Raw genomic sequence first — 24,385 nt, forward strand, 5'->3', positions numbered from 1 at the left:
GCACAAAAGCGTTCGTTTCATAAAACAATAAACCTGAAGCAACCAAGCAAAAGCCAAAAAAACAAAAGGAACCTACGTATGTAGATTCCTTTTGCATTCATTAATTTTTAGCACCGCCAAATGCAGTGTTGTAAGACACGTTATCAAACTGGGCAATACCCGCTAAAGCCGAAGCATTTGCACCGAAGAATTGACCTTGAACCACACCAGAGTTGTCGATACCAGCCGTACCGTTAGCCGTTGCCAAACCTGCAAACGCAGCAGTACCCGGGTTAAATGCCACACCATCTAGGCTTAATGATGAAACAGCCGTACCTGTTCCGTTAAGCGTCCCTTCAAGTGTGCCCGCGCCATAATTTGCCGTGAACGTACCACTTAACAAATTGCTTCCAGAACCATTAATCCCTGCAACCGTATAAGTTGCAGTACCCGCAGTTGGAACAGTGGTATTGGTGTTATCACCCGCATAGTAAACGGTATGGCTCGCGCTTGCTGGCGTGTCGCCCGCTTTCCACCATTCACCAAAATAGACTTCCTGTGTGCCCACCTGACCAAAGTTAAAATTACCTAATGCACTGTGTGAAGGTGGCATTGCAGACACTGGAATATGCGAAATATTAAAGGTTTTGCTGCCAACCGTTACATTGGTGTTACTCGTTCCCTGAGCAGCAAAAGCCTGAGCCAAACCTTTTAACGAATTAAAACCTGTAAAAGCGTTATATGGCGCACCCGCAGCTTGAACCGATACCGCTGCTACGCCACCCGGATGACTTGCATTGGCAGCAGCCCCGATTTTGATGTTACTTTCATTACTCGAAATACCATCAATACCTGCATAAGCAAATGCAGTTGAACAAGCAACAAGACCCAAGAACAATTGAGAGATTTTCATTTGTTGTTACTCCATATTTTTAGAACTAAGTTATTGTTTAATTTAAAATAACGATTTCGCTATTTTTAATTTATTGAGTAGGCCAGTTGCAAACCTACTCGGTTTTTTGTAAATAATAATCATTCAATCTTATTATTTACCGTTACCTGACTCCCCTTTTATGTATGTGTAGAGGGAATCAAATTCTGTTTAAAATTTAGTGGTCCAACTGATTTTCATCGTTCGACCGGGTGCGGCCATGGCACTACGGGTTAAAGGATCGATATAAAACTGGTTAGAAAGATTACTGCCGACAAATTCAACCGTGTTGTAGTCATCGACCTGATAACGCGCATAGGCATCAAAAATCCATGTGTCATCCCACGCCAAAGGCACATTGAGGTAATAGCCTTTATTGACGCTAGCATCATTGTTTTTGCGTAGTGGGCTTTCATAAGCTTTATAAAATGTTGCACGTGCACCGAGCTCTAACTTTTCATCAAAAAAGCGTGCACCCAGCAAACCGTGGAAACTCAGTTCAGGTGTAGCCATGGTCACTAAGTAGCCATTTGGGAAACCATCATCAACACAACGCTGATACGGTTCACGGAACGCAAGGCCCTGCTCGGTTTGAACCGTGCCGCCTAAAATCATTTTGTTAATGGCACTATTGGTGTCACACACTTCATTTTTTAAGTTATAGGCGACGCTCAAGTCTGTGAAAAAACCGCCATTATCAAAACGGCTTTGTAGCTCTAGACCTGATAGTTTTTGTTCATCCATATTGGTAAAAATAAGATTTTGGTCACGCTCAATCACATTTTTGGTTTTGTTGTAGTAATAGGCGAGTTTAATGTCGGCATTGCGCGCTGTGCTGAACCAGTCACGCATGTCATAGACATAACCCACTTCGTAGTTAAAAGCGTGTTCAGGCTTAATTGCTTGGTATGGCAACATGGCAGAAAAACCGACAGTGCTTTCAAACAAACTTGGTAAGCGATATTCCTCTGCATAGCGTGCGTAAATTCTGCTGTTTGGCGTGAGGTGAATTGAGGCACCTAACTGCGGTGCCCAGCCGCTATCTTTAACTTTGTCGGCAGACTCAACCGGAACTTGGTCTACCACCGACATAAAGTTCCCGCCAGTTACGACGTACTTTTGTCCAGAGGCATTGAGCTGGTTTAAAGGATTATCGGCAAGCGACAATTGCCCGTTGGCATCAGCTTTCCAGCTCAGCGTATTTTTCTGTGACCAGATCATGTTATACAAAGTGCTCTCTGATGCAGGCACTGTATCGAGCTGCCCATCCCATTCAGGATTTTTTGTGGCATAGCGCTGTTTTAAAACATTGATTAAACGCTGCTGAGTCGAGGTGTAACTCTCGGGCATGGTCTGATATTCAAAGGTATATTCTTTAAGCTTCGCTTTTTTGGTAAACAGCGGATTTAAATTCGGGTCAATCTCACTCTGTAAAGATTTATTTAAAAAGTCATCAACAGCCCAATACGAGCGATAACGCATGCCCGCATCAAAACTTAACCAAGACAGCGGTCTATAATTAAAGTTAAAGTCGAAGGTTTTTTCCTCACGGCGCCCTGCCCGTGGTAATGCCTGATAGAGCGAATAACTTGGGCCAAATTCACCATAAACATCGTCAGACGTCAGTTTTTCTTTTAAGAAACTTCCACCGAGCGTCAAATCAAGCCGGTCTAACAAACGGGCTTTATTACTGACCGTAATGCCTTTACGCGTATTGTCAGAATGGCTTATCGCCGTGTTAATAATAGTGTTATCTCGAAAGTCGATTGTGGTTGGCCACCCACCACGTGTGTATGTCTGGCTTTCGGTGTCGGTTTGCCAAATGTTGGCATAGAAATCAATCCAACGATTATTCTCAGGCTTAAACTTATATTCGAGGCTATAAGCTTTAGAGTGAATATTGCTTAAAGGCCACTGTGGAACACCCAAGTCAGGCGTAATGCCCCAAACAATACGAGACGGCATAATTTCACCAAAAATATTTTTGGTATCTCGGTAAGTTAGTTTAAGAGTCTGGTGATCTGTTGGGCGATAGGTCCCTTTTAATAACCACGACTCCATATGACTTGAGGTATTGGGAACTTCATCGCCCGGTTGATAGGCATAGGCAAAGTAAGGAATAAAATCGAGACTACTGTCTGGCGTCGCTCGTTTATAATAGCCCGCGCCATGTGTGCCCGAAAAATAATTGCCGCGCTCACGTACTGCATAAACAGCCAGTAAATCGAATTTATCTTGCTTGGTGGCAATCGCCAATCGGCCCGCCAAGTCGTCGCCCGAAAAATTAGAATTATCACTTCTGGTACGGTTCTTTTTATAAATATCGGGGTCATATTTGGCCCCATTCATGTCGATCCAAGGCGTTGTTTCATCGTAGTTTTGGCCCACTTTGCTCATGTCTGGCAAAGACGGATCAATTGAGTTGGTTGAGCCTTCTACTTTTAACTCGGCACCAAAAGACTTACCCGGACGAACAATGTCATCGGCCTCTAGCGTTTTAACGACTACACCACCGCCAACAGAAGTCGTGGTATTGCGCTCTAAAGATGGGCCTTTAATGACTTCAATGCCCGCAATGAGATTGGGGTCGATATAGTTTCGGTTGTTTACCCCGTTGTAGCCACGCCACACGGCAATCGACTGTTCGGTGCCATCAATGGTTAAAGGCACACGACCAACGCCCTGCACACCACGTACACTTGGGTCGAGTGCGCCACTGTTACGGGCATCGCCACTATAGACTCCCACCATGCCTTGTAAAACATCGGCTGGGTTGGTTCCCTTAAAGCGCTCGACATAGTCTTTGCCCGCATAGACCGAAGAACGGTTTGCGTCATAAACTTTGTTATAGCCTTCTGTGTCACGGTCTTCTTTGCCGTACACCACAATTGGCGTGAGTCGTACCGATGCATCTTCTTCAATGACGGCACTACTTGGCGGCAGGCTAGCGGCCGGAACCTTAGAAGTTGCCCGAGACGTATATTTTTTGGTGAGTGTATAGCCCTGCCCAACTTTTACAGCATTAAATTCGGTTGCTTTTAAAAGCTGCTCAAAACCTTGTTCGACTGCAAAATTGCCTTTTAAGCCTAGGCTATGTAACCCTTGAAGTTGCTGAGCATCCATTGCAATTGAAGTACCCGATTGTTCGGCAAACTGATTCAGTACGTTAGCAAGACGGCCGGCAGGAATGTTATAGCTTTTAACTCCGGCTGTTTGTGCATAGGCCTGCTGCATGGGCAGCACAACAAGCCCACCCATCGACACAGCATGTATGGCAAACGCCAGTGTTGAGAATCGAAAAATCGATCGATTCCGCTTTTGCCCTGTTCCCGCTTTTTTCATTTGCCCCGCCCCAGTAAATCAAAATAAGAATCATTCAATACAACAGATTAAAATCATCCATATTTATTGCTTCTACTTACTATGACGAACGACTTTCAAAAAAGTGGAACCTAAAATTGAAAATAAATTTAATTTTTTATTATTTTAAAGAAACCATGACCACAAACGGCGTAATTTGCTTAATTTTCAGGTCTGGAAAAACCGTAGCCAAAAGCTTAAGCGATTCTGTGGTTTGGTCTAAAGGCAACACCGCATTGACCCGTACATGTTGCAGCACCGCATCATTAAAAATAATTTTGCCTTTGTAGTTGCGGTCTAGCTCTTGTAGCACTTGATTCAGCGGCAGGTTTTCTACCATGAGTTGATGCTTTTGCCATTTTTGTTGTTCGTTATACACATTTAGTGCAGGCAGTTTTTGCACACCGTTTTGATCCATTTTAATGGCTTGCCCCGCCTCGACAATGGCCTCGCGAGTAGTAAGCAATTGGGTCTTTTTAACCTGTGTGGCTTCTACTTTTACTTTTGAGTGCAACATTTTTAGTTCGGTTGCCGAAGGGTCATAACTGACACTAAAAGCTGTGCCGAGTGCCTGAATTTGTCCATGACTGGTTTTGACCAAAAATGGTCTGGTCTTATCTTTAGCAACATCGACATAAATTTGACCTTGCACTAACTCAACCACTCGCTGGTTGGTTTTAAAATCAAGATTAACCGCACTTTTACCCCGCAAAATTAAACGTGAACCATCCGGCAAAGTTTGCGTAGTCCACTGCCCCGATTGCCCTTGAATGTCAGCAGTCACATAGGCTACCGTAGTGTCGGTTAAATAAAATAACGCCCCACTCATGGCAACAAACACGACGGCAAAAGCTGTTCCTGCCCGTAAATGCTTGTAGGCTTTGCCTGAATTTAGGCCAGCTTTAAGGGCAACTTTAGTGACTTTTTTATATCCGCTAGTTTGGGAAAGTTTTTGAATTGAACCGATACATTGCTCAATATCGGCAGCCACTTGGCGATGTTGCTCACTGGTTTTTTTCCACTCTTCAAATTTTTGCTTGGCGGTTTTTCGTGAGCTTTCATCATCCGAACTCAGTTGAACAATCCAATGCGCGGCTTCTTCAACCAGTTGGTGATGTTTGCTTTTATCCATGGCCATTTAAATGCAAGCGTCCATGTCTTGTCGGTTTTGGTAGCACTGAATTAAACAGCTCGCCAAATATTTTTGAATCATTTTGGTCGACACATTTAAACGCTCGGCAATTTCTTTATGGGTATAGCCTTCGAGGTAATGCAAAATAAAGGCTTGCTGTGCTTTTTCAGAAACCCCTTCAAGTGCTTTGCAAAGCTGGTTAATCGCTTGAATAATCTGCATCTGGTCTTCGGGTGAAGCCACTGCATCAAGCATATATTCCATTTGACTCAAGCCATCTAAATAAGCCTGTTCAATGCGTTTACGACGCACTTGGTCAATCAGCAGATTTTTAGCAATTGACGTTAAATAGGCACGCGGTTCCTTAATGCCAAATAACTCGTCTCGGGTTTGTAGCAGTTTAATAAATGTGTCCTGAACCAGATCTGCGGCCTGTTCAGTATTACCTAATTTTTGTCTCAACCATTGGTGAAGCCAGCTTTGGTGACTTCTATATAACTGATCTACAAGCAAAGAAGTTTTGTTCACAGCAATTGGACTCAAAACAAGGAACTTACAAATGATAATAATTATCATTTAAACAAGTCAAGCAATAATTCAAGTAAAACTTAAATCACTGTTTAATAAATTGAATTAATTGCCCCCTTACTTTGCTGGACTTCTCTTAAAGCAAATGAGCCAGATTTTTAATTTCTTCCATCACTGCCTTGCAAGCAGGCGTTAAATAACCATGTTTAGAAATAGACAAAGAAATATAGCGCTTTAGCTCGGGACTCATAATTTTTGCCGCTTGAATTGAGGTGTATTGGCTGGCCTTTTTTAAAGCCTGTGGCCCAAGCATAGTATAAATGCCAGATTCAGCAACCAAATGCGTTTGCAAGCTAATCGAGTCGGCTTCAAACACAATATTCAGCTCTACCCCATTTTCATAAGCCATGTGGTCTAAAAAGTTTCGCCAGTTACTTGGCCTGCAAAACGTGACCAGCGGTAACTGATTTATTGCTTTAAAGTCGACTTCATTTGCCTGAGTTAACTCATCTCCTTCACACCCCACCAAATAGGTATCGGCTTCGGTAAGATAGACATCGCCCTGTTTAGGCGTCGGGTTAAACCGATAGAGTATGGCTAAATCGACGCTACCATCTTCAAGCCATTTTTCTAAATGTACCCCTTGCCCTTCACGCACAGACAGCTTAATTAAGGGATATTTCTCTTGAAGCACTTTATAGAGGGTCGATAACAACGGATGTGCAGTAGACGGCAAACTGGCAATACGAACCGTCCCGATCGGTGTATCGGTCGAGTGCAAAATTTCATTATTAAGTTGGTCGGTCACGTTCAACCATGAACGAATTTTAGGAAGTAAATGCTGGCCTAAATCGGTGAGTTCGACGCCTCGTCCGGTTCGGTTAAATAAACGACCGCCACATTGGGCTTCAAGTTCGTTCATTTGCCGACTGATTTGCGGTTGATTGGTGTTATGCAGCATTGCGACTTTGCTTAAGCTACCGAGTTCCACTGCGTCTAAAAATATTTTCCATAAATCATAATTCATCGATTCTTCCTAAATCGTAAACTAGCGCTTTTGAGCTATACATTTTCAGTATAACTGAAATTCAAGAATTGGTAATTCCTACATAGCTCGCCTATTTCTATACTCCAATCATGTTCTCTACAACACGATTTAAGTCAGATTAAGAACCAGAGAATATTTAATTACACTGTATAGGAAGTACGATTATGAGTTTAGATTTACGTGGATTAACCCCAGCACCTGTGACTCCTTTTACCCGTGATGGACAAGTAGACCATGATGCAATTCAACGTTTAGGTTCATGGTTAGGCAGCATTGATGGTGTGAAAGGCTTGGTTGTTCTTGGGCATGCAGGTGAAGGAACATTCTTGTCGCAAAAAGAACAAATGCAGGTCATCGAAAGCTTTGTTAAATCAGTAGATGACAAAATTCCGGTAATCGCAGGGATTACGCTCGAAGGTACTTCGGTTGCAGCAGAAGAAGCAAAACGTGCAGTGAGCGCGGGTGCTTCGGCAGGCTTAATCTACCCGTCACATGGCTGGTTGCGTTTTGGCTATCAAAAAGGTGCACCACAAGACCGCTATAAAGCGATTTACGAAGAAAGTGGTTTGCCATCTATTTTATTCCAATATCCAGATGCAACGAAGGCCACTTACGACCTAGAAACTCTACTCGATATTTCTGCACAGCCGGGTGTGTTTGCCATGAAAAATGGTGTGCGTAACATGCGCCGTTGGGATGTTGAAATTCCAATTATTCGCCGTGAACGTCCAGACTTACAGATTTTGACGTGCCACGATGAATATTTGCTTCACACCATGTTTGATGTAGACGGCGCTTTGGTTGGCTATGGCAACATTGCCCCTGAGCTTTTAATTGAAATGATTAAAGCAGGTAAAGCCAAAGATTATGCCAAAGCACGTGCACTTCACGACCAACTTTTACCAGTGACTCGCAATGTCTATCACCGTGGTTCACACATGGAAGGCACGGTCGCGCTTAAACATGCATTGGTTGCTCGCGGAATTTTGGACCATGCCACTGTGCGTTCGCCATTGCTTCCACTCGCAGATGGTGCTGAGCAAGAAATTCATGATGCGATGCGTCAAGCCGGAATTGGCAAGGTCGATTTAACCCAAGCCGTTGCTTAAATTCTATTCGGGCTAGCATGTACGCTAGCCTTTTTTTCCTGTACGCTGCCTGAGGCCAAACATCGGGCATGTCACTTAAAAATAATAATAAAAAGCATGCAAACTGTGGTGAACAGGTAGTGCGAAATAGAACAAAAAAACTACGAGGAATGTAGTCATAAGGAGATAGAAGATGACAAATCTAGCGGATGTAGAACCAATTAGTCATCATCAAAAAAATGCGGAAATTATTGCAAGACTCGAACGGCTTCCTGTGACCGGTCGATTGCAATTTATGCGAATTACCATTGGTATAGCGACCTTTTTTGACGCCTATACTGTTCTTGCGATTGCCTTTGCTTTACCCCAACTCATTACCGAATGGCACCTCACCCCTGCCTATGTCGGTGCGATCATTGCCGCGGGCTATGTCGGTCAACTGGTCGGTGCCATCTTTTTTGGTTCACTTGCCGAAAAAGTCGGTCGCTTAAAAGTACTGTCTTTTACCATTTTACTGTTTGTGGCAATGGACATTTCTTGTCTGTTTGCGTGGAGCGGAATGTCTCTGTTAATTTTCCGTTTCTTACAAGGTATAGGAACAGGTGGTGAAGTACCTGTTGCCAGTGCCTATATTAACGAGTTTATTGGTGCAGAAAAGCGCGGTAAGTTTTTCTTGCTCTATGAAGTTTTATTCCCGATGGGCCTTATGTTCGCAGGCATGGCAGCATTTTTCCTGATGCCAATTTATGGCTGGAAAGTCATGTTTATTGTGGGCCTCGTTCCATCTTTACTGGTGATTCCTTTACGGTTTTTCTTGCCTGAGTCACCACGTTGGCTTGCTTCAAAAGGCCGTTTTAAAGAAGCCGATAAAGTTGTCAAAAGTTTTGAAGACGGTGCGATTAAAAGTGGTAAAACTTTGCCTGAACCTGTGGTTAAAGACATTAACCCTCAAGCCATGGCAAAAACCGACTGGCGTGAGCTGTTCCAAGGCATTTACCGCAAACGTACCTTTACCCTGTGGGGTATGTGGTTCTGCGTCTATATGATTAACAATGCCATGGTGACTTGGCTGCCATCTCTCTACAAACAACACTTTGGTCTATCGCTTCAAACCAGTTTAGGTTATGGCTGGATTACCTCAGGTGTGGGTGTGATTGCCTCTATTATCTGTGCGTTAATGATTGATAAAGTCGGCCGCCGTCCTTGGTACAGTGCAGCGTTTTTCTTGGCAATTATTCCTCTCATGAGCCTATCGATTTTAGGTGCAAAATCGGCGATGGAAGTGGTGATTTTGGCAACGCTGAGCTATGCCATTTTGCAAACCATTTCATTCTCTTTATACCTTTACGCTGCCGAACTTTACCCAACTCGCCTACGTGCGATGGGCATTGGTTTTAGTACCGCTTGGTTACGTGCCGGCTCTGCAATTGGGCCTGTTATGGTCGGTCTGGTGGTTGGTGGCTACGGCATTCAATATGTGTTTAGTGTGCTGGCGGTTGTGGCGCTCATTGGTGGCCTTGTGACCTTCTTGTTTGCCATTGAAACCAAGGGTCAAGTGCTCGAAAAACTCTCTCCTTAATTCATCCATTTCATAAAAAGCTTGCCTAACCTCAGCGTTAGGCAAAGGGCTTATTCATGCTTAAAAAAGGAATTTAAAATGAATAAATATTTGCTATGGGGCTGTATTGGTTTAGGCAGTGTGAACAACGCGTATGCAGAGCTTCCCCAAGAATTTGGCAAGTTAGAATTAAAACTTAACACCCGTTACTGGAACAATAAAGGCACTGCCCACCCCACGCTTGCCAATCCTTCGCCTTCGTCGAGTGAATATGAACAAAGCGCCTTAGGGCTTGAGTTAAATTATCAGTCACCGTACATTTGGGACTGGCTTGGGGTAGATGGTTCACTCTATGCAGTCACCAAGTTATTTGACTCAGGCAAACCGAGCGCTCAGCTTTTAGAGGTTGAAAATAACGGCAAGCTCGATCAAAACTTTGCGACTTTAGGACAGTTCTACATTAAGGCAAAACTGGGCGATAAAGGCGAAATTAAATTAGGCCGTCAGTTGCAAGACTCACTCTTGCTTAAAAGCACCAATAACCGCGCAGTGCCCGACACTTTTTCGGGTGCGAGTGGTCAGTTTCAACTGAATGATCAGCTACAAACTTACATTGCTTACTATGACCACTGGAAACCGCGCAGCATGGATAGTTTTGAAAAGCTGGTGACTGAAAATGACGAACGCATTGATTATGTCGGTTTGCTTGGTGCCAAATACCAGTATAAAAACTGGAGCGTGAATGCCGAATATTTAAATAGCAAAGATTATTTAAAAAAGTACGGGGCGATTGCTCAATATAAGTTGCCCTTGCATGGCTTGGTGTGGACATTCAATACAGGTGCTTTTTTCTCGCGTGACGATGGCAAGCTGTTTAAATGTGGTGCCGAAACCGAGCTGGACTGTGTCAAAGGCCAAGACATTAACAACCGTGGGAATGGTTATTTTGTCGATGTAAATGTGGCCAAGAATAATCTCGAAGGTGGCATTGCCGTTTCAAAGTTTGATGGTTTTTGGATTGAAGATAACTTTGCCGTGCACTCCGACCGCAACTCGGTTTTGACACAAGACCACGGCACCAACCCGTTTCCGACCTCTGCGACCATTGGCCCAGACTTTACCAATAACGATGAAACCGCTGTTGCCCTTCGCCTGAAATATAACTGGAAAGACTACGTGAAAGGTTTAAAAACCGAAGCGAAGTATATTTATGGCTTTGGCGCTCACCAAAGTAATATCAGCAGTGATATTGAAGGTAAAGAGCGTTACTTTGACTTTACGGTGAGTTATGCGTTGCCGTGGGTAAAAAACTTAGATGTGCGTTATTCATTTTTGCATTATGATTCGAAGTTTGAAAATGCAAACCTAGGTGAAAAAATAAATGGCATGACTCGGAAAGATTGGGACCAGCACCGTGTATTTATTAATTATCGTTATACATTTTAAGTGCAGGTTAAACGTTTAGTTTAACTTTATTATTTTTATTAATTCACCGATTTAAATCGATAAACTTTTGAGTTTAATTAAAATATAAATTTATATTTTAATTTTTTATAATATTTTATTTAAATTGAATTGACCTGTTAAAAACTTATGATTATTATGGTCTCGCTGGCCTACATTGCCAGTCGGTTTTGACAGACCGAGTATACAGCGTATCAGGTAAATACTCCCTGAGTATGAGACTTGTGCGCAACTTGCACCTCCCCCTTACCGTTGCGGTAGGACGGGAGGGGGACGCGCTTGCGCGTGCTGGTTTGTATACCCAGTCTGTCAACCCTCTTCCGTTCTACCACCATAATCAATTGACGGTGATCTTTGGTGGTAGAGCTCCATAAATTCTAGGAGTTGACCATGCCATTTTTTATATTAATCCCCTATCCTCTCTCGTAATTTTATTTATTTAAAATTTAGGCTTTCTCTCACCTAAAATATTTTAAATTTATAAATAATTTTATTTTAAAATTTTAATCATTTTATTTTCCTGTATTACAGGTGGGTTAACTATTCCCTTTAAAAATGATTTTAAGACTTTAAATATAAGCGGCTTATTTTTTATTAATAACTTAGTGAAAATTATCACGAGAATAATATGAAACTTTATAAACCTATTTTGGCTTTAAGCCTTTTAATAGGCGATTACGGTGTTTCTGGTTGCGACATTCACACTCAGCAGGATTTTGAAGAAATTTGCCTGTCGGGTGGGCACACCCAAGCCAGTTGCGACTGTATATACCAAAGGCTTGAACAAGTTTACTCGCATAAGCTCATGCAACGTCTAGAACATGTCAGTTTGCAAAGTCCTGCTCTCCCACAGGACTTTGCCCCTACTTTTTTTAGTGTGATGCGGCGGTGCGATAAAAACGACATGGGCTAAGCGTTTGGCTTAGCTCCCTTATCTCTGTGTCGCAATGGTGGATGACTTTAAATCAGCGCAAAAAATTAAAGTTCTGTTGTGGCACAGGGGCCTTGGGGGGGGGGAAATGATTTCATTACTTCCTTTTCTAAAGATTAGTTCCTACCATTTGTCTTGAAGTATCTATGTCAATCAAAAAATTTAGTCTATTATTTTTACATAGAAAGAATGCTCAAAAAAATTAATTCGTTGATTTAAAAAAAAATGTTCATCTAAAATTTAATATTTCAAAAGCGAGCCATTCCTATGTCAATTGAAGATTTCTTTATAAAAGACTCTCCCTCTAAGAGATATCTTTTAATGAGCTTAGCCCTATTCATGTTAATAATGGCTTTAATTGCTTACTTTAAGGGAAAGTTGGGATTTGAATATGTATTTTCACTTATTGCAGGGTACGCCTTAATATTCTTTATTTTAAAAAATGCAGCATTACCACTTTTCCCTCCACTTACGGAAAAAAGTAGTGATGCAAACGCTATGGCTAGAACAACAATAGCAATTGTTTACATCCTTGCTTTCATAATTCTAACTATTTCTTATTTTTTATAATTGAATTACTCTTCAATTTTCTTACTTCGCTCTACAGTAATATAGTCATTAGGAATCACTAACTGCTTTTCCATATCTTTCACTTTGTAAGAAACTAAAGTACTTTTACCAATACCCTGAAATAACACTTTAACATCTTTAAAAATAAAGGTTTTATACTGACTCAGTTCTTTAGTAGTCGTTTTTGGTAATTCAATTAAATTGGCATAAGGCTCTTTGATATATAAAGTCGCTTTTTCTACTCTCACACCAGTTTTTTGCATGGCATAATTTAGAAACGTGTTACCAACCTCTTCAATAAAAAACATGGGAACAAGTGGTATCAAGATCAAAATAATGGCGACTTGTAAGCTATCATTAATATGCGTTTCTAATCTCTTGAATTTCTTTATTGCAAATGTTTTAAGATGGTCACTTGCACCTGAGTCATCAATAATATCTTGTAAATTCTCAAACTTTATACGAAATTCTTTAATCTTCTGTCGGTTGATATAAAAAGGATAATAAGTAAAGGCAATAAAAAATACGGTAATACCTATGTAAAGATTGATTTTCCAATGCAGTAAAAACAAACTATGAATAACATATAACAGATAAAGGGATGCAGCCAATGTGGTAATGCTAATCTTTGGAAATGGCAGTTTTTGTCCAATTCTGATATGGGGTGGTAAATACTTATCAACCACACTAAAGATGACATATGTCAATGGAACTAAGGAAATACCAAAGAAAAACAATATTGTGCTTAGCCCCGCATAAATAATAGAACATGCTACAAAAATTAGTAAAAAAATGAGCGTATCACCAAAACTAATTTCCGAAGGGATATAGCTAATCGTCACTAAATATGCGACTAAGCATAGTACACCTATAGCAATAATGGCTTTAGTCGTTGTGAGTGCTGTTTCATGCCACTGCCCCAGATTACTTAAAAATCTCATTATTAAGTTGTTCATTTGATCTAACCAAATCTTATAAATTATTTAAAAATGAATGATTACCCTTTTCTTAAACCGCTCCCCAGCGGAGTAATCATGTTTTGAAATTTCCCCAAATTTCAGAGTATGTTTTCACATACAATTCAGAAACTATCCGATATATATCTCTCTTATCAATAACTTAAGTTTTAAATTTCACTCTCAAAATTTGATAAAGATATAGATTTTATAAAGTCATATGGCTTATCTAAATTAAATGGAATAACCCGCAGCATAGCTTGATCATTTTGAACATTAAATTTAAAGCACATTTCATCTTCAAATTTATTTTTCTGATAAGGGTAAATTAGAATTACTTCACTGGCATGGTCTAAATAATAATGACTATAGGCAAACATTTGTTGCACATCACTATCTTTCAATCCAAAGCGTCGATTTCGATCATTTTGATCTAATAATTTCCATTTGGTATCTAAAATAATTTTGTACGGGGAACGCTTGTGCTGAATATAAATATCCGGTTTCAATCTAAAAAGTGGTTTTTCATTAAAAGTACAAATATGTTGATTCGATACTTGTGTTTTTACATCCCACTCCTTTAACTCACGACGTAAATGATAAGCAACATAATGCTCAAAAAGTTTTTCCATAGGAAATAGTAAGCTCATCCCACGCCAACCACCTTGAGTAGATACAGGCATATATTCACTTAAAATCAACTCAGTCCATGGTTTTATATCTGCATATAGTGCGAGTAAACGCCCTGACTGCCACTGCTTGAAATCTTGAACTATATTTTGACTCTTTGCAATTTCCCCAGTCATTAAGCGAAGCTCTTGAGCAAGTTTCCAATTTTTAGAACTTCGTGTTTTTTTACAAACGACATCTAATGCTGTTTTAATCAACCTATTCTCAGGGCGATCAACTTCATAGATGTCATGTTCAATAGGAAAAATATGCTTTCTTGCTGGGGATTGTCGCATATGTTTCACATGCTGTAATTGCCCTCTCAAGTACTTTTGCTCTTCTTGCACACGATGATAATCAAAGCGTAAACCGCGTTGAATTAGTTTTTCAAAATTACAAAGAAACTGATCTATGATCCACTCATGTATAGGTTGTTTAAAACGACTTAGGCTAGCCTCCCCAGCATCACGATATGGTAAATGTAAAGATACTTTGAGCATCTTTTTTAAGAGCTCACGTTCTTTTTCAATCGCAGTTTCATTGGATTCATTAAGAGTTATATCAACATGCTTGGGCAATATTTCAATACGCGTACCACACTTGGTTTCGATGACTCCAACATATTGATCTAGTCTGAGCTTTCTACGCCCAGCTAATTCAAATACTTTTGCACCATGCTTAGAAAATGAAGCCGAAAGTTCACATAAATGGTCAAAAGCAGATGCAGAAATATAAGCATGGTCTATCGTTGATTCAGGACATCCAATATGTGCAATGCTAATGTATGCATATTCTCTGACAGTTATCAGATCAGACATTTTCGCCCCTATTCGTGCTGAATAATCTTTTTGAAACTTTCAATAGAGTTAAATGAAGTCGGCACCAATTCCCAAATTTTTTTATCTTCAAAGTATCCTAAGTCCTCAGAATCCACATTTGGGAATATCACTGATGTTTCTACAGGCTTCGGCTTAAGCATTCCATTACTATTTAAAACTAAATTAATCTTTGCCCAATCATCAAAGAAATATTCTTGAAGCTGTGGAATAACTTTCTGCTTAAAAATGTTTGAGAGATTGTCTAAAGTTGGCTGTTGCTCTAGGCTCATAAAATTAGCGTGACCTAGGCAATGATCACGATCAAGCAATATTTCAATACGTTGATTGATAATAGTTAATAATTTTTGGATATTAACCTCATCAACCGTTACTTTTGCCAATAACTCTGGTTTCGGTGGCATTTCAATGAAGGTAAAACGACGACGCAATGCGATATCTAAACCTGTTAATGAGCGGTCAGAAGAATTCATCGTACCGATAATGTAGAGGTTATTTGGTACTGTAAATTCTCTCTTCGAGTATGGCAAAACAACTGATAACTCTTCACTAGCTCCAGCACGTTTTGAATCCTCAATCAAAGTAATAAGTTCACCAAAAATTCGAGAAATATTACCACGGTTAATTTCATCAATAATCAAAACGTGATTCTGATCATTTTTATTGATTTGGACTGGTTTTACTTTAGGTTTTAAAAACTCAGCGACTGCTTTTATATAGCTTCGATTATAAGCATCCTCAATTTGCTCACCTGAAAGCAAGCTTTTAATTTTACCTATATTTGCATAATAAGTAGCTTTCGCTTCTGAAGCTAATGGCTGACATTGTAGGGTTACACCACTACCAACATAACTTACGTTGAACTTTTTATTTTGTTGAGTATAGAGTTCTAATGGAGTTTCGGTAATTTCATCGAGAAATTTTTCTACTATTTCATCTATAGATTCTGATTGTTGAGAAACCCCTGTAGCATTTTTACATATATCTTTAAAAACTCCAGATTTTACGTTGTATGTTAAATTCCCTTGATCATCAGTTTCAGCTTGAATTCCTTCCACAAAATCTTCATAACTAAAGCTTTGATGAAACGTTACAAACTTAATTCGGCCTTCATTTTTATATTCCTCAAATCTTTCTTTTAATTTTTCACGCTTTTCATCTTTTAATTCTTCAAGTGACTTACCTTCAATAATTGAAAGCGCATGGTTGATTGTATTAAAGGTTTTACCAGTACCCGCAGCACCGAAAAGAATTCGATTCAAAGAAGTATCTATTGTCATATTTGATTTTCCCAAACGAACTATCCTTACAGGGTTACTTTTACTATTCTCATCTAATTCATACCAATCACATAGTGATTTCAATTGTTCAATACTATTGGGACATATCTGATAGTATTCATTTGTTTTTTTTAAAGTATTAGTATGTTTTTCTAAGTTCGAATTAGGCAAAGTTTGACTATTAATAAATCGACATTCTGTATCCTCTATAATTGTGCTAGGTGGTTTGTCAGATATAAATAGACGTACAGAAGTTGTATTAAGATTTTTTGTTTCTAGTGCTAACTCTTTATATTGTTTATTTACACATAGAAAAATGTACTTTGTTTTTTGTTCCGACTGAGGGTATCTAGCTTTTAAATATGCAAGAACTTCTTGAGTGGTAACTATTGAATTATTTTGAAGTGTATTTAAGGCTAATTCTTTACAAAGATCTTGATAACTTAATTTAAATTTTTGAATACTTTTTACACTCCATTCAATTAACTCTTCCAAAGATTTTGCAAGTCCCTCTTCAATTGACAAAATAGAAATTATTGATGAATTATTATTAAATTCACCTCTTATTTGTTCATATTGATTACGTAACTTACTACTAGCACCAACTGTATCTATTTTAACAATAAATCCTAAATTTCCATCTATGCCTACAGTCAAGGCTAACTCTTTTGGAGAATCTTGTTCAGGATAAATTTTCGCCCATGTATAAGGTTTAAATTTTCTGCTTTGATCAAGTGGACTATTTCGGAAATCTAACACTCCTAATGGGAATTGTTTTTTTATAATTTCCTCAGCCCAAACCTTAGTTAAACTATTAGCTTCTTTTAGTGTTCCATATGCTATATCTTGAGCATTATCATTTTTATTTCTTAATTGGTTTTGTAACTTTCGCAATAACTCAAAATGTTCTTCTCGGAAATACCCACTCATGCTTATTTATTCCCCTATACTAAAACCATCTAAATTAAAAATTAACTTCTAAAGCTCAGATTTACTCGCTAATACATCATATCGGAAATACCCACTCATGCTTATTTATTCCCCTATACTAAAACCATCTAAATTAAAAATTAACTTCTAAAGCTCAGATTTACTCGCTAATACATCATAAATAATATTCGCAAACTGGCGCATCTTAGATGGATCGCTCATCAACTGCATAGTTTGTTCATTATGTGCAGTATTACTGCCTAAAACTGCATCATCTAAAGCACTATCAAACTCACCCAACATTGCTTGTTCACGAGTATTATTTTGAATTTGCTTCATCATTTTAGTGTTTTCAGACATCTTGTCTGCTACCGTATACACATAATTAATCATGTCCTGATCTGTCAGATTATCGGTAATAAATACTTCATTTACACGCTGCAAGATGACTGATAAAAATTCTTCATTTTTATTTTTTGGCTTTGCCGTACCCAAATCATTAGCTGGTTCTAATTTATGTTCAGTACTATTGGCTTTAAGTTGGATATCCTGCTGCCGAATCTTAGAGAGTCGATAATGGCTCATAGCAACATTACTTAAGTCAATCACATCTTCATCAGCTGCTTGCTCACGCAATAAAGGACGTAAGTTACGAGCAAATAAACTGATTTTTTCGAGTTCTTTATCGTTATATTCCACGATCTGTGACATAAACTCATAAAAGCGCGTAAAACTACCTAAATCCTTTTTAAAGATTTCGAGAGCATCACGCGCTTTTTTCGCTTCGGCAAATTCATTTTCAGCATTGGCAATTAAAACGGGTTCGCCAGTTCGCTTAGTAATTTCCAAACGATTTTTTGTCACATCATAATCATTGATTGCTTTCGTATAGCTTTGCTGCCAACGTTGCATCGCGGGTTTACAAATATTGGCGAGTGCAGCATTCGATTTATTTTTGCTATAGAAAGCATCAACAAATTGCTCAACTTCAGTCATGAGGAAAATACGTGCTGCTTTAAGCTTTTCAGCTAAGTCATACACAATATCAGGATTTGAGACATCTGCCAGTTCAGCTGTTTGATAATAGGGTTGGAACGCATCCAAAATATCCTGCGGATCGTTAAAGAAATCCAGTACAAATGTGCCCGACTCTGCCTTACTAGGATAGATACGATTTAAACGTGATAACGTTTGTACGCATTCCACACCACCTAATTTTTTATCCACGTACATGGCACAGAGCTTTGGTTGATCAAAACCAGTTTGAAACTTATTCGCCACAATCATCACTTGAAAATCATCACTTTCAAATGCCTTACGCATTTCACGCCCTTTCAAGTTCGAGTTCATATTGCTTTCAGTAAATTTCTGTCCAAGCAAATGACTGCTATCGGCATCATTCTCACTAAACTCGACTTCACCCGAAAATGCCACCATGGCTTGGATGTGTGTATATTTCTGTTCGGTGATGTATTTATCAAAGGCTTGTTTATAACGTACTGCCTCTTTACGTGAACTGGTCACCACCATGGCTTTTGCCTGACCATTCAATAACCCCATGATGTTCTTTTTAAAGTGCTCAATGATCACACGAACTTTTTGCGAGATATTGTGGTCATGCAAGCGTACCCATTGATTGAGTTTAACTTTGGCTCTCTTGGCATCAACCGGATCATCTTTTTCTTCAATCTTTTGCTTGAGCTTATAAATGACTTTATAGTTGGTGTAGTTTTTCAATACATCCAAAATAAAGCCTTCTTCAATCGCTTGGCGCATGGAATAGACATGATAGGCTTCAGGCTTATTGCTCTTAGACGGCGGTAGCTCTGGATTCGGCAAGCGTCCAAACAGTTGTAAGGTTTTATCTTTCGGGGTTGCGGTAAAGGCATAGAAACTTAAATTCTGGCTACCTTTACGTGAAGCCATGACCGCATCTAATACATCTTCTGAAGTAAGCTGATCATCTTCATCACGCTCCTCAAGCATCAGCGTTTCTTTGAGCTGTCGTGCAGTTGAGCCACTTTGCGAAGAATGTGCTTCATCGGCAATTACGGCATATTTACGTTCTTTTAAGCTGGTACTATTTTCAATAGCACGCAGTACAAATGGGAAAGTTTGAATGGTCACAATAATAATTGGCTGCGCCATCTCTAAAGCTTTTGCCAATTTCTCAGATTTAGAACCATCACCCTCTTTATTATTAATTCGTCCGACCACACCGTCAGCATGTTCAAACTGATAAATCGTATCTTGTAGCTGTGCATCGAGAATCGTTCGGTCAGTCACTACAATCACTGAATCGAACATCTTTTTATTGTTAGCATCATATAGGCTAGACAGTTGATGCGCGGTCCATGCAATTGAATTAGATTTACCTGAACCCGCACTGTGCTGGATCAGATATTTTTGTCCTGTGCCTTCTGCCAAGGAGTCTTCGACTAATTTGGTCACGACTTTCCATTGGTGATAACGTGGGAAAATCAGACTTTCTTTTTTATATTTACGCCCTTCCCAATCTTCTTTTTCTTCAATCTGTAAATGAATAAAGTTACCAATAATATTAAGCAAGCTGTCTGGGGTTAGAACCTCATTCCATAGATAACCTGTTGCATATTCATTTTTATCGTCAGGTACATCATTACCAGCCCCTTGCTCTTTAGTACCTTTGTTAAATGGCAAGAAATAAGTATTGTCACCATTGAGATGGGTTGCCATATAGACTTCATACTGGCTCACCGCAAAATGTACCAAAGCCCCACGTTTAAAAGTTATTAATGGTTCTGTCTTATTGGTTTCAGGGTCTTTTGGCAGGCGTGTTTTTTTGTATTGTGCCATGGCATTTTGCACGGCTTGTTTAAATTCTGACTTGAGCTCCAGCGTTGCCACAGGAAAACCATTAATAAACAGGACTAAATCGATGCGCCATTTTTTTGCTTGTTTACCTGTCGCTTCGAGTTCGGCTTTGTTGGCATATGGGCTATAGACCAACTCAGGCACAACACGACAGATGTTCTGTTTATAAATTTCATTGAGTTCAGGATTTAAACCATGTTCAGGTTTAAACTGGCAAAATGAAAAGCGTGTACCTCGAGTTTTTAGTCCATGGCGCAATACGCCCAAAGTCCCGTAACTGCGGGATTCAATATCGGTAGCGTTAATGTCCGCTTTTTTAAGCTGTGCCACTACGGTATCTAAAAAATGACGTTCCGTATCATTTGGAAATATGCTTTTAAATTTTTGCCACTCGAAGTCCTGGGTCTTTTGTACAAAGTCTAAAATATCTTGTTCGTATAAGGCTTTTTCACGGTTATAACCTTGTGGCGAACCGACCTGCCAACCGTGGCTTTGCATTTGCATAATGATGTCTTGTTGAAAAATCGTTTCTAAAGTTGCATCTGATCTCATGCACTTAACTCCATGTTATCTTGATTATTATTTTTATTAGAATTTTGCCAGTTACGAACGTCTATTTTACCTGTTACGGCTGCTGAGATAAGTGCTGTACGACGTTCTTGCATAAGTTGAATTGCTGATTCAGCCTTTTTAATTAAGACATCAATACGTTCAACTTTTTCAGCAATAAATTCTACGATTTTTACTTGTTCTTCAATGGGGGCAACAGAAACAGCTAAATTACCTATAGAAACTGTAGATATATTAGGTTGTTGCCCAGTTTTATCAATTTGATTATTAAATTCTTGAACAAAATTTTGGTTCAAAACCATATAGTACAGCCATTTTTGAACACATAAATTATTGGGTCTTAAAATTGCATTACGCTGATTAAGAAGAATCTTTTCTTCTAAATCCATTAAAGTCGCTTTGATCCCTGTTGAAATAATCGGTCGAGTAAGTGCAAAGACCAAATCTCCCTTTTTAACAAGAAATTGCTCTAGTTTGTTTGCCTGCTCTACACTTACAAATGATAAATCAGACCAATCCAGATACATTGTTTGTATATTTGAGATTTTTAATACTTTTACTCCTTGATCGGTAAAACTATCACTTGAAAAAGCATAACCATTTAAGATTGAACCTAAATATTTAATCTTTTTTACATCCCAATGCTCAGGCACTTTCCCCAACCATTCCACACCTGAATCTTTCATTAGTACATTTGGATTTAAGCCTTTAGTCACCGCTTGGCTAATTACCGCTTGGCGTTTTTCTTTAAGCAGTTCAATCAACTTTTCTTGTTTGGTAATGAGGGTATCAATTTTTGCGGTTTCATGGTCGAGGAAATCTACAATTTTTAATTGTTCTTCAATGGGTGCTACAAAAGCAGCTAAATTACCTATAGAAACTGTTGATATATTAGGTTGCTGTCCAGTTTTATCAATTTGATTATTAAATTCTTGAACAAAATTTTGGTTCAAAATCATATAGTACAGCCATTTTTGAACACATAAATTATTGGGTCTTAAAATTGCATTGCGCTGATTAAGAAGAATTTTTTCTTCTAAATCCATTAAAGTTGCTTTAATCCCCGTTGAAATAATCGGTCGAGTAAGAGCAAAGACTAAATCCCCTTTTTTAACAAGAAATTGCACTAGTTTATTTGCCTGTTCTTCACTTACAAATGATAAATCAGACCAATCTAGATACATTGTTTGTATATTTGAGATTTTTAATACTTTTATTCCTTCATCGGTAAAACTATCACTTGGAAAAGCATAGCCATTTAGGATTGAGCCTAAATATTTAATCTTTTTTACTTCCCAATGCTCAGGCACTTTCCCCAACCACTCAACACCCGAGTCTTTATATTCAGCATATTTCTGATACTTCGCCATTAAGAATGCACCTCTTGTAAAAGTGCCATAATTTCACGGCTGACTGCATCCAAATCCGCATCAATCTCGGCTAAAGCTCGTGGTGGTTCATACACATAAAAATGACGGTTAAACGGAATCTCATAACCCACAATGCCAATTTCACCATCCTGTGCATCACGCTTATCAGCATTGATCCACGCATCAGGCACATGCGGTTGTACTTCACACTTAAAGTAAGGCTCGATTAAATCTGTAGTATCTACACTAGGGTTTAAAGCAATATTCTCTGCATCACGCAAATCACCATCTTGCACAAACTCAACCACTTTACCTTTATAGCTAAACTGACCATATAGTGGATTATCGACACCTTTAATGACTTTACTAATCACAGGTTCGGCTTCAGGATTTTTCCAAGTAATGGCATCCAAGAATTGCTTTTTTTCTTTCGCTTCAAGTTTAATGCTAGTGTCTTTTAAAGCCTGTTTGAGCAACTCATCAAAGGCATTAAAATCATCATGCTGTGCTGTACCAGTCTTAGCTTGCAAGGCTAGTGTTTTACGCATTAAAGCTCGTTGCTCTAACCAGAGTTTTGGTTCAAGTACAGTTTTAATATCTTTTTCTTTTAGTTCGCTAAATTCAGCTTTAATCAACGCACGAATTTCAACTTGAGCATCTTCACTCAATTGTCCATAGCTCGTTTCAGTCCAATCTTTGCCATAGCTTTCATAGACGTTTTGCATCACGGTATTAAATGGCTTAGGCGCAAAACGTAAAGTTGCAATTCGGTCATCAGACAGTTGTGCGGATAACCGTAACGGACGTTCAATGGTGACTCGACGATAGCCAAACTCATAACTATTGAAAATTTTGCTTGAGAAAGGTTTTTGCTGTTCACTTTCGCCATCTAAAGTCAACGTATCGACAGTTTCAAATGCACCGTAGTTTTGAGTAATGGTTTTAATTTCTACATCAGTCAGATAATTGCGTTTCGAACCAAGCGATTTACGCATTTTTGAACTCAAGTTTGTTGCATTAATTAAATGCACTTTGCCTTTACGTTCAGTCTCTTTTTTATTGCTAAGCACCCAAACATAGGTCGCAATACCTGTGTTATAGAACATATCCGTTGGTAAGGCGATAATTGCTTCGAGCAAATCCGCTTCTAAAATATAACGACGGATTTCACTTTCACCACTGCCAGCACTACCTGTAAACAAAGGTGAACCATTTAAAATAATACCAATACGGCTGCCTTGACCTGTGCTATCCACATCTCGCATTTTGCTAATCAAATGCATTAGGAATAAGAGTGAACCATCAGACACACGCGGTAAGCCTGCCCCAAAGCGACCATTAAAGCCCTTTTGTTCATGCTCATCTTTAATCTCTTGTTCGATCTTTTTCCAGTCCACACCAAATGGCGGATTTGACAGCATATAGTCAAACTTTTCATAAGTGAGCTGATCGTTAGATAATGTATTTCCTAGCTTAATATTACGGACATCTTGTCCTTTAATTAGCATATCTGCTTTACAAATAGCATAGGACTCTGGATTAAGTTCCTGACCAAAAACACGCATCACCGCTTCAGGATTATGTTCATAGACATATTCTGTACCCGAAGATAAGAAACCACCTGTTCCAGCAGTAGGGTCATAAATAGTCCGAATCACACCCTCTTTATTTAAGGCATCATCATCTTGACTAAAAATGAGGCCAGTGGTGAGTCGTACAATATCTCGTGGAGTAAAGTGCTCCCCTGCGGTTTCATTCGAACTTTCAGCAAAACGTCGAATAAGCTCTTCAAATACTAAGCCCATATCATGGTTAGAAATATTTTCTGGACTTAAATCGGTTGAAGCAAATTTCTGAACGACTTTATAAAGTAAGTTTGCATCATCCAGTAAACCCGTAAATTCATCAAACTTAAAATGTTCAAAGATTTCACGTGCATCTTTTGAAAAGTGTTGGATGTAATTACCAAGATTTGCTCGAATATTCTTTTGCCCTAGGCTACTCAAGTCGAGCTCTGAGGTATTAAAAAAAGATAGGCCCTCTGTTGCCTTTAATAACATTTTTTCTTTTGCTTCTTCTGGTAAAGGCATCGCCCTCACTTTCTCATTTGCCTCTAAGACACTGGTTTTACTAGACTCAAATACACATTCTAAACGGCGTAGTAATGTAAAAGGTAAAATTACTCTCCCATATTGTGACTGCTTAAAATCCCCTCGTAATAGGTCAGCAACAGACCAAATAAAAGCAGCAACCTGAGAAAAGTTTGTATTTGTCATGTTTACTAAAACCTTGTGTACAACCGTTAATTTTAATTGGTCAATAAAAAAAGCCC

Annotated in this window: 16 protein-coding genes; 5 read left to right on the forward strand and 11 right to left on the reverse strand. The window is 39.1% G+C overall.

The genetic code is table 11. The features are described 5' to 3' along the window. Positions 1-100: 100 nt before the first annotated feature. The 5 genes from HL290_RS09895 to HL290_RS09915 all read right to left on the reverse strand — a co-directional run bounded on the left by HL290_RS09895 (position 101) and on the right by HL290_RS09915 (position 6,957). Positions 101-892 (reverse strand): Slam-dependent surface lipoprotein, encoded by a 792-nt coding sequence (locus HL290_RS09895; protein ID WP_198496341.1) that lies wholly within the window; start codon positions 890-892, stop codon positions 101-103. A 189-nt stretch (positions 893-1,081) separates the two neighbouring features. Further along, a complete protein-coding gene (locus HL290_RS09900) occupies positions 1,082-4,252 on the reverse strand; it encodes a TonB-dependent receptor domain-containing protein (protein ID WP_320158880.1) in 3,171 nt (1,056 codons plus the stop codon). A gap of 139 nt (positions 4,253-4,391) precedes the next feature. After that, the gene (locus HL290_RS09905) at positions 4,392-5,408 is read right to left on the reverse strand and encodes a FecR family protein (RefSeq protein WP_198496342.1); all 1,017 of its coding nucleotides are present in this window, start codon (positions 5,406-5,408) and stop codon (positions 4,392-4,394) included. Next, the gene (locus tag HL290_RS09910; protein ID WP_081409543.1) at positions 5,409-5,930 is read right to left on the reverse strand and encodes a sigma-70 family RNA polymerase sigma factor; all 522 of its coding nucleotides are present in this window, start codon (positions 5,928-5,930) and stop codon (positions 5,409-5,411) included. Between the two features lie 136 nt (positions 5,931-6,066). Then, positions 6,067-6,957 (reverse strand): LysR family transcriptional regulator, encoded by an 891-nt coding sequence (locus HL290_RS09915; RefSeq protein WP_198496343.1) that lies wholly within the window; start codon positions 6,955-6,957, stop codon positions 6,067-6,069. A 185-nt stretch (positions 6,958-7,142) separates the two neighbouring features. Between HL290_RS09915 and HL290_RS09920 the strand changes: the two genes are divergently transcribed. The 5 genes from HL290_RS09920 (at position 7,143) to HL290_RS09940 (ending at position 12,589) form a co-directional block, all read left to right on the forward strand. After that, positions 7,143-8,087, forward strand: coding sequence for a dihydrodipicolinate synthase family protein (locus tag HL290_RS09920; RefSeq protein WP_003653186.1), 945 nt, complete (start codon positions 7,143-7,145; stop codon positions 8,085-8,087). A 172-nt stretch (positions 8,088-8,259) separates the two neighbouring features. Further along, complete coding sequence (locus HL290_RS09925; RefSeq protein ID WP_045434717.1) at positions 8,260-9,645, forward strand: MFS transporter; 1,386 nt, start codon at positions 8,260-8,262, stop codon at positions 9,643-9,645. A 78-nt stretch (positions 9,646-9,723) separates the two neighbouring features. Further along, positions 9,724-11,070, forward strand: coding sequence for an OprD family outer membrane porin (locus HL290_RS09930; protein ID WP_198496344.1), 1,347 nt, complete (start codon positions 9,724-9,726; stop codon positions 11,068-11,070). Positions 11,071-11,716: 646 nt separating this feature from the next. Beyond that, on the forward strand, positions 11,717-12,001 hold the full coding sequence (locus tag HL290_RS09935; RefSeq protein WP_013198682.1) for a hypothetical protein: 285 nt from the start codon (positions 11,717-11,719) through the stop codon (positions 11,999-12,001). A 285-nt stretch (positions 12,002-12,286) separates the two neighbouring features. Next, positions 12,287-12,589 carry a hypothetical protein gene (locus HL290_RS09940; RefSeq protein WP_013198683.1) on the forward strand — a complete coding sequence of 101 codons (303 nt, stop codon included), beginning with the start codon at positions 12,287-12,289 and terminating at the stop codon, positions 12,587-12,589. A gap of 5 nt (positions 12,590-12,594) precedes the next feature. On the opposite strand, the gene HL290_RS09945 is transcribed toward HL290_RS09940, so the two are convergent. The 6 genes from HL290_RS09945 to HL290_RS09970 all read right to left on the reverse strand — a co-directional run bounded on the left by HL290_RS09945 (position 12,595) and on the right by HL290_RS09970 (position 24,329). Next, entirely contained in the window at positions 12,595-13,545 is a 951-nt protein-coding gene (locus HL290_RS09945) for a hypothetical protein (protein WP_198496345.1), read from the reverse strand. A 170-nt stretch (positions 13,546-13,715) separates the two neighbouring features. Next, a complete protein-coding gene (locus tag HL290_RS09950; RefSeq protein WP_198496346.1) occupies positions 13,716-15,032 on the reverse strand; it encodes an McrC family protein in 1,317 nt (438 codons plus the stop codon). An 8-nt stretch (positions 15,033-15,040) separates the two neighbouring features. After that, complete coding sequence (locus tag HL290_RS18665; protein WP_227602219.1) at positions 15,041-17,260, reverse strand: McrB family protein; 2,220 nt, start codon at positions 17,258-17,260, stop codon at positions 15,041-15,043. A gap of 147 nt (positions 17,261-17,407) precedes the next feature. Then, positions 17,408-20,665 carry a type I restriction endonuclease subunit R gene (locus tag HL290_RS09960; RefSeq protein ID WP_198496347.1) on the reverse strand — a complete coding sequence of 1,086 codons (3,258 nt, stop codon included), beginning with the start codon at positions 20,663-20,665 and terminating at the stop codon, positions 17,408-17,410. Then, entirely contained in the window at positions 20,662-22,053 is a 1,392-nt protein-coding gene (locus HL290_RS09965; protein ID WP_198496348.1) for a restriction endonuclease subunit S, read from the reverse strand. The genes HL290_RS09960 and HL290_RS09965 overlap by 4 nt, the downstream gene beginning before the upstream one ends. After that, positions 22,053-24,329 carry a type I restriction-modification system subunit M gene (locus HL290_RS09970; protein WP_198496349.1) on the reverse strand — a complete coding sequence of 759 codons (2,277 nt, stop codon included), beginning with the start codon at positions 24,327-24,329 and terminating at the stop codon, positions 22,053-22,055. Before HL290_RS09970 ends, HL290_RS09965 begins: the two co-directional genes overlap by 1 nt. Positions 24,330-24,385 lie beyond the last annotated feature (56 nt).

The organism is Acinetobacter sp. AC1-2 (assembly GCF_016124155.1).
Classification (GTDB): domain Bacteria; phylum Pseudomonadota; class Gammaproteobacteria; order Pseudomonadales; family Moraxellaceae; genus Acinetobacter; species Acinetobacter calcoaceticus.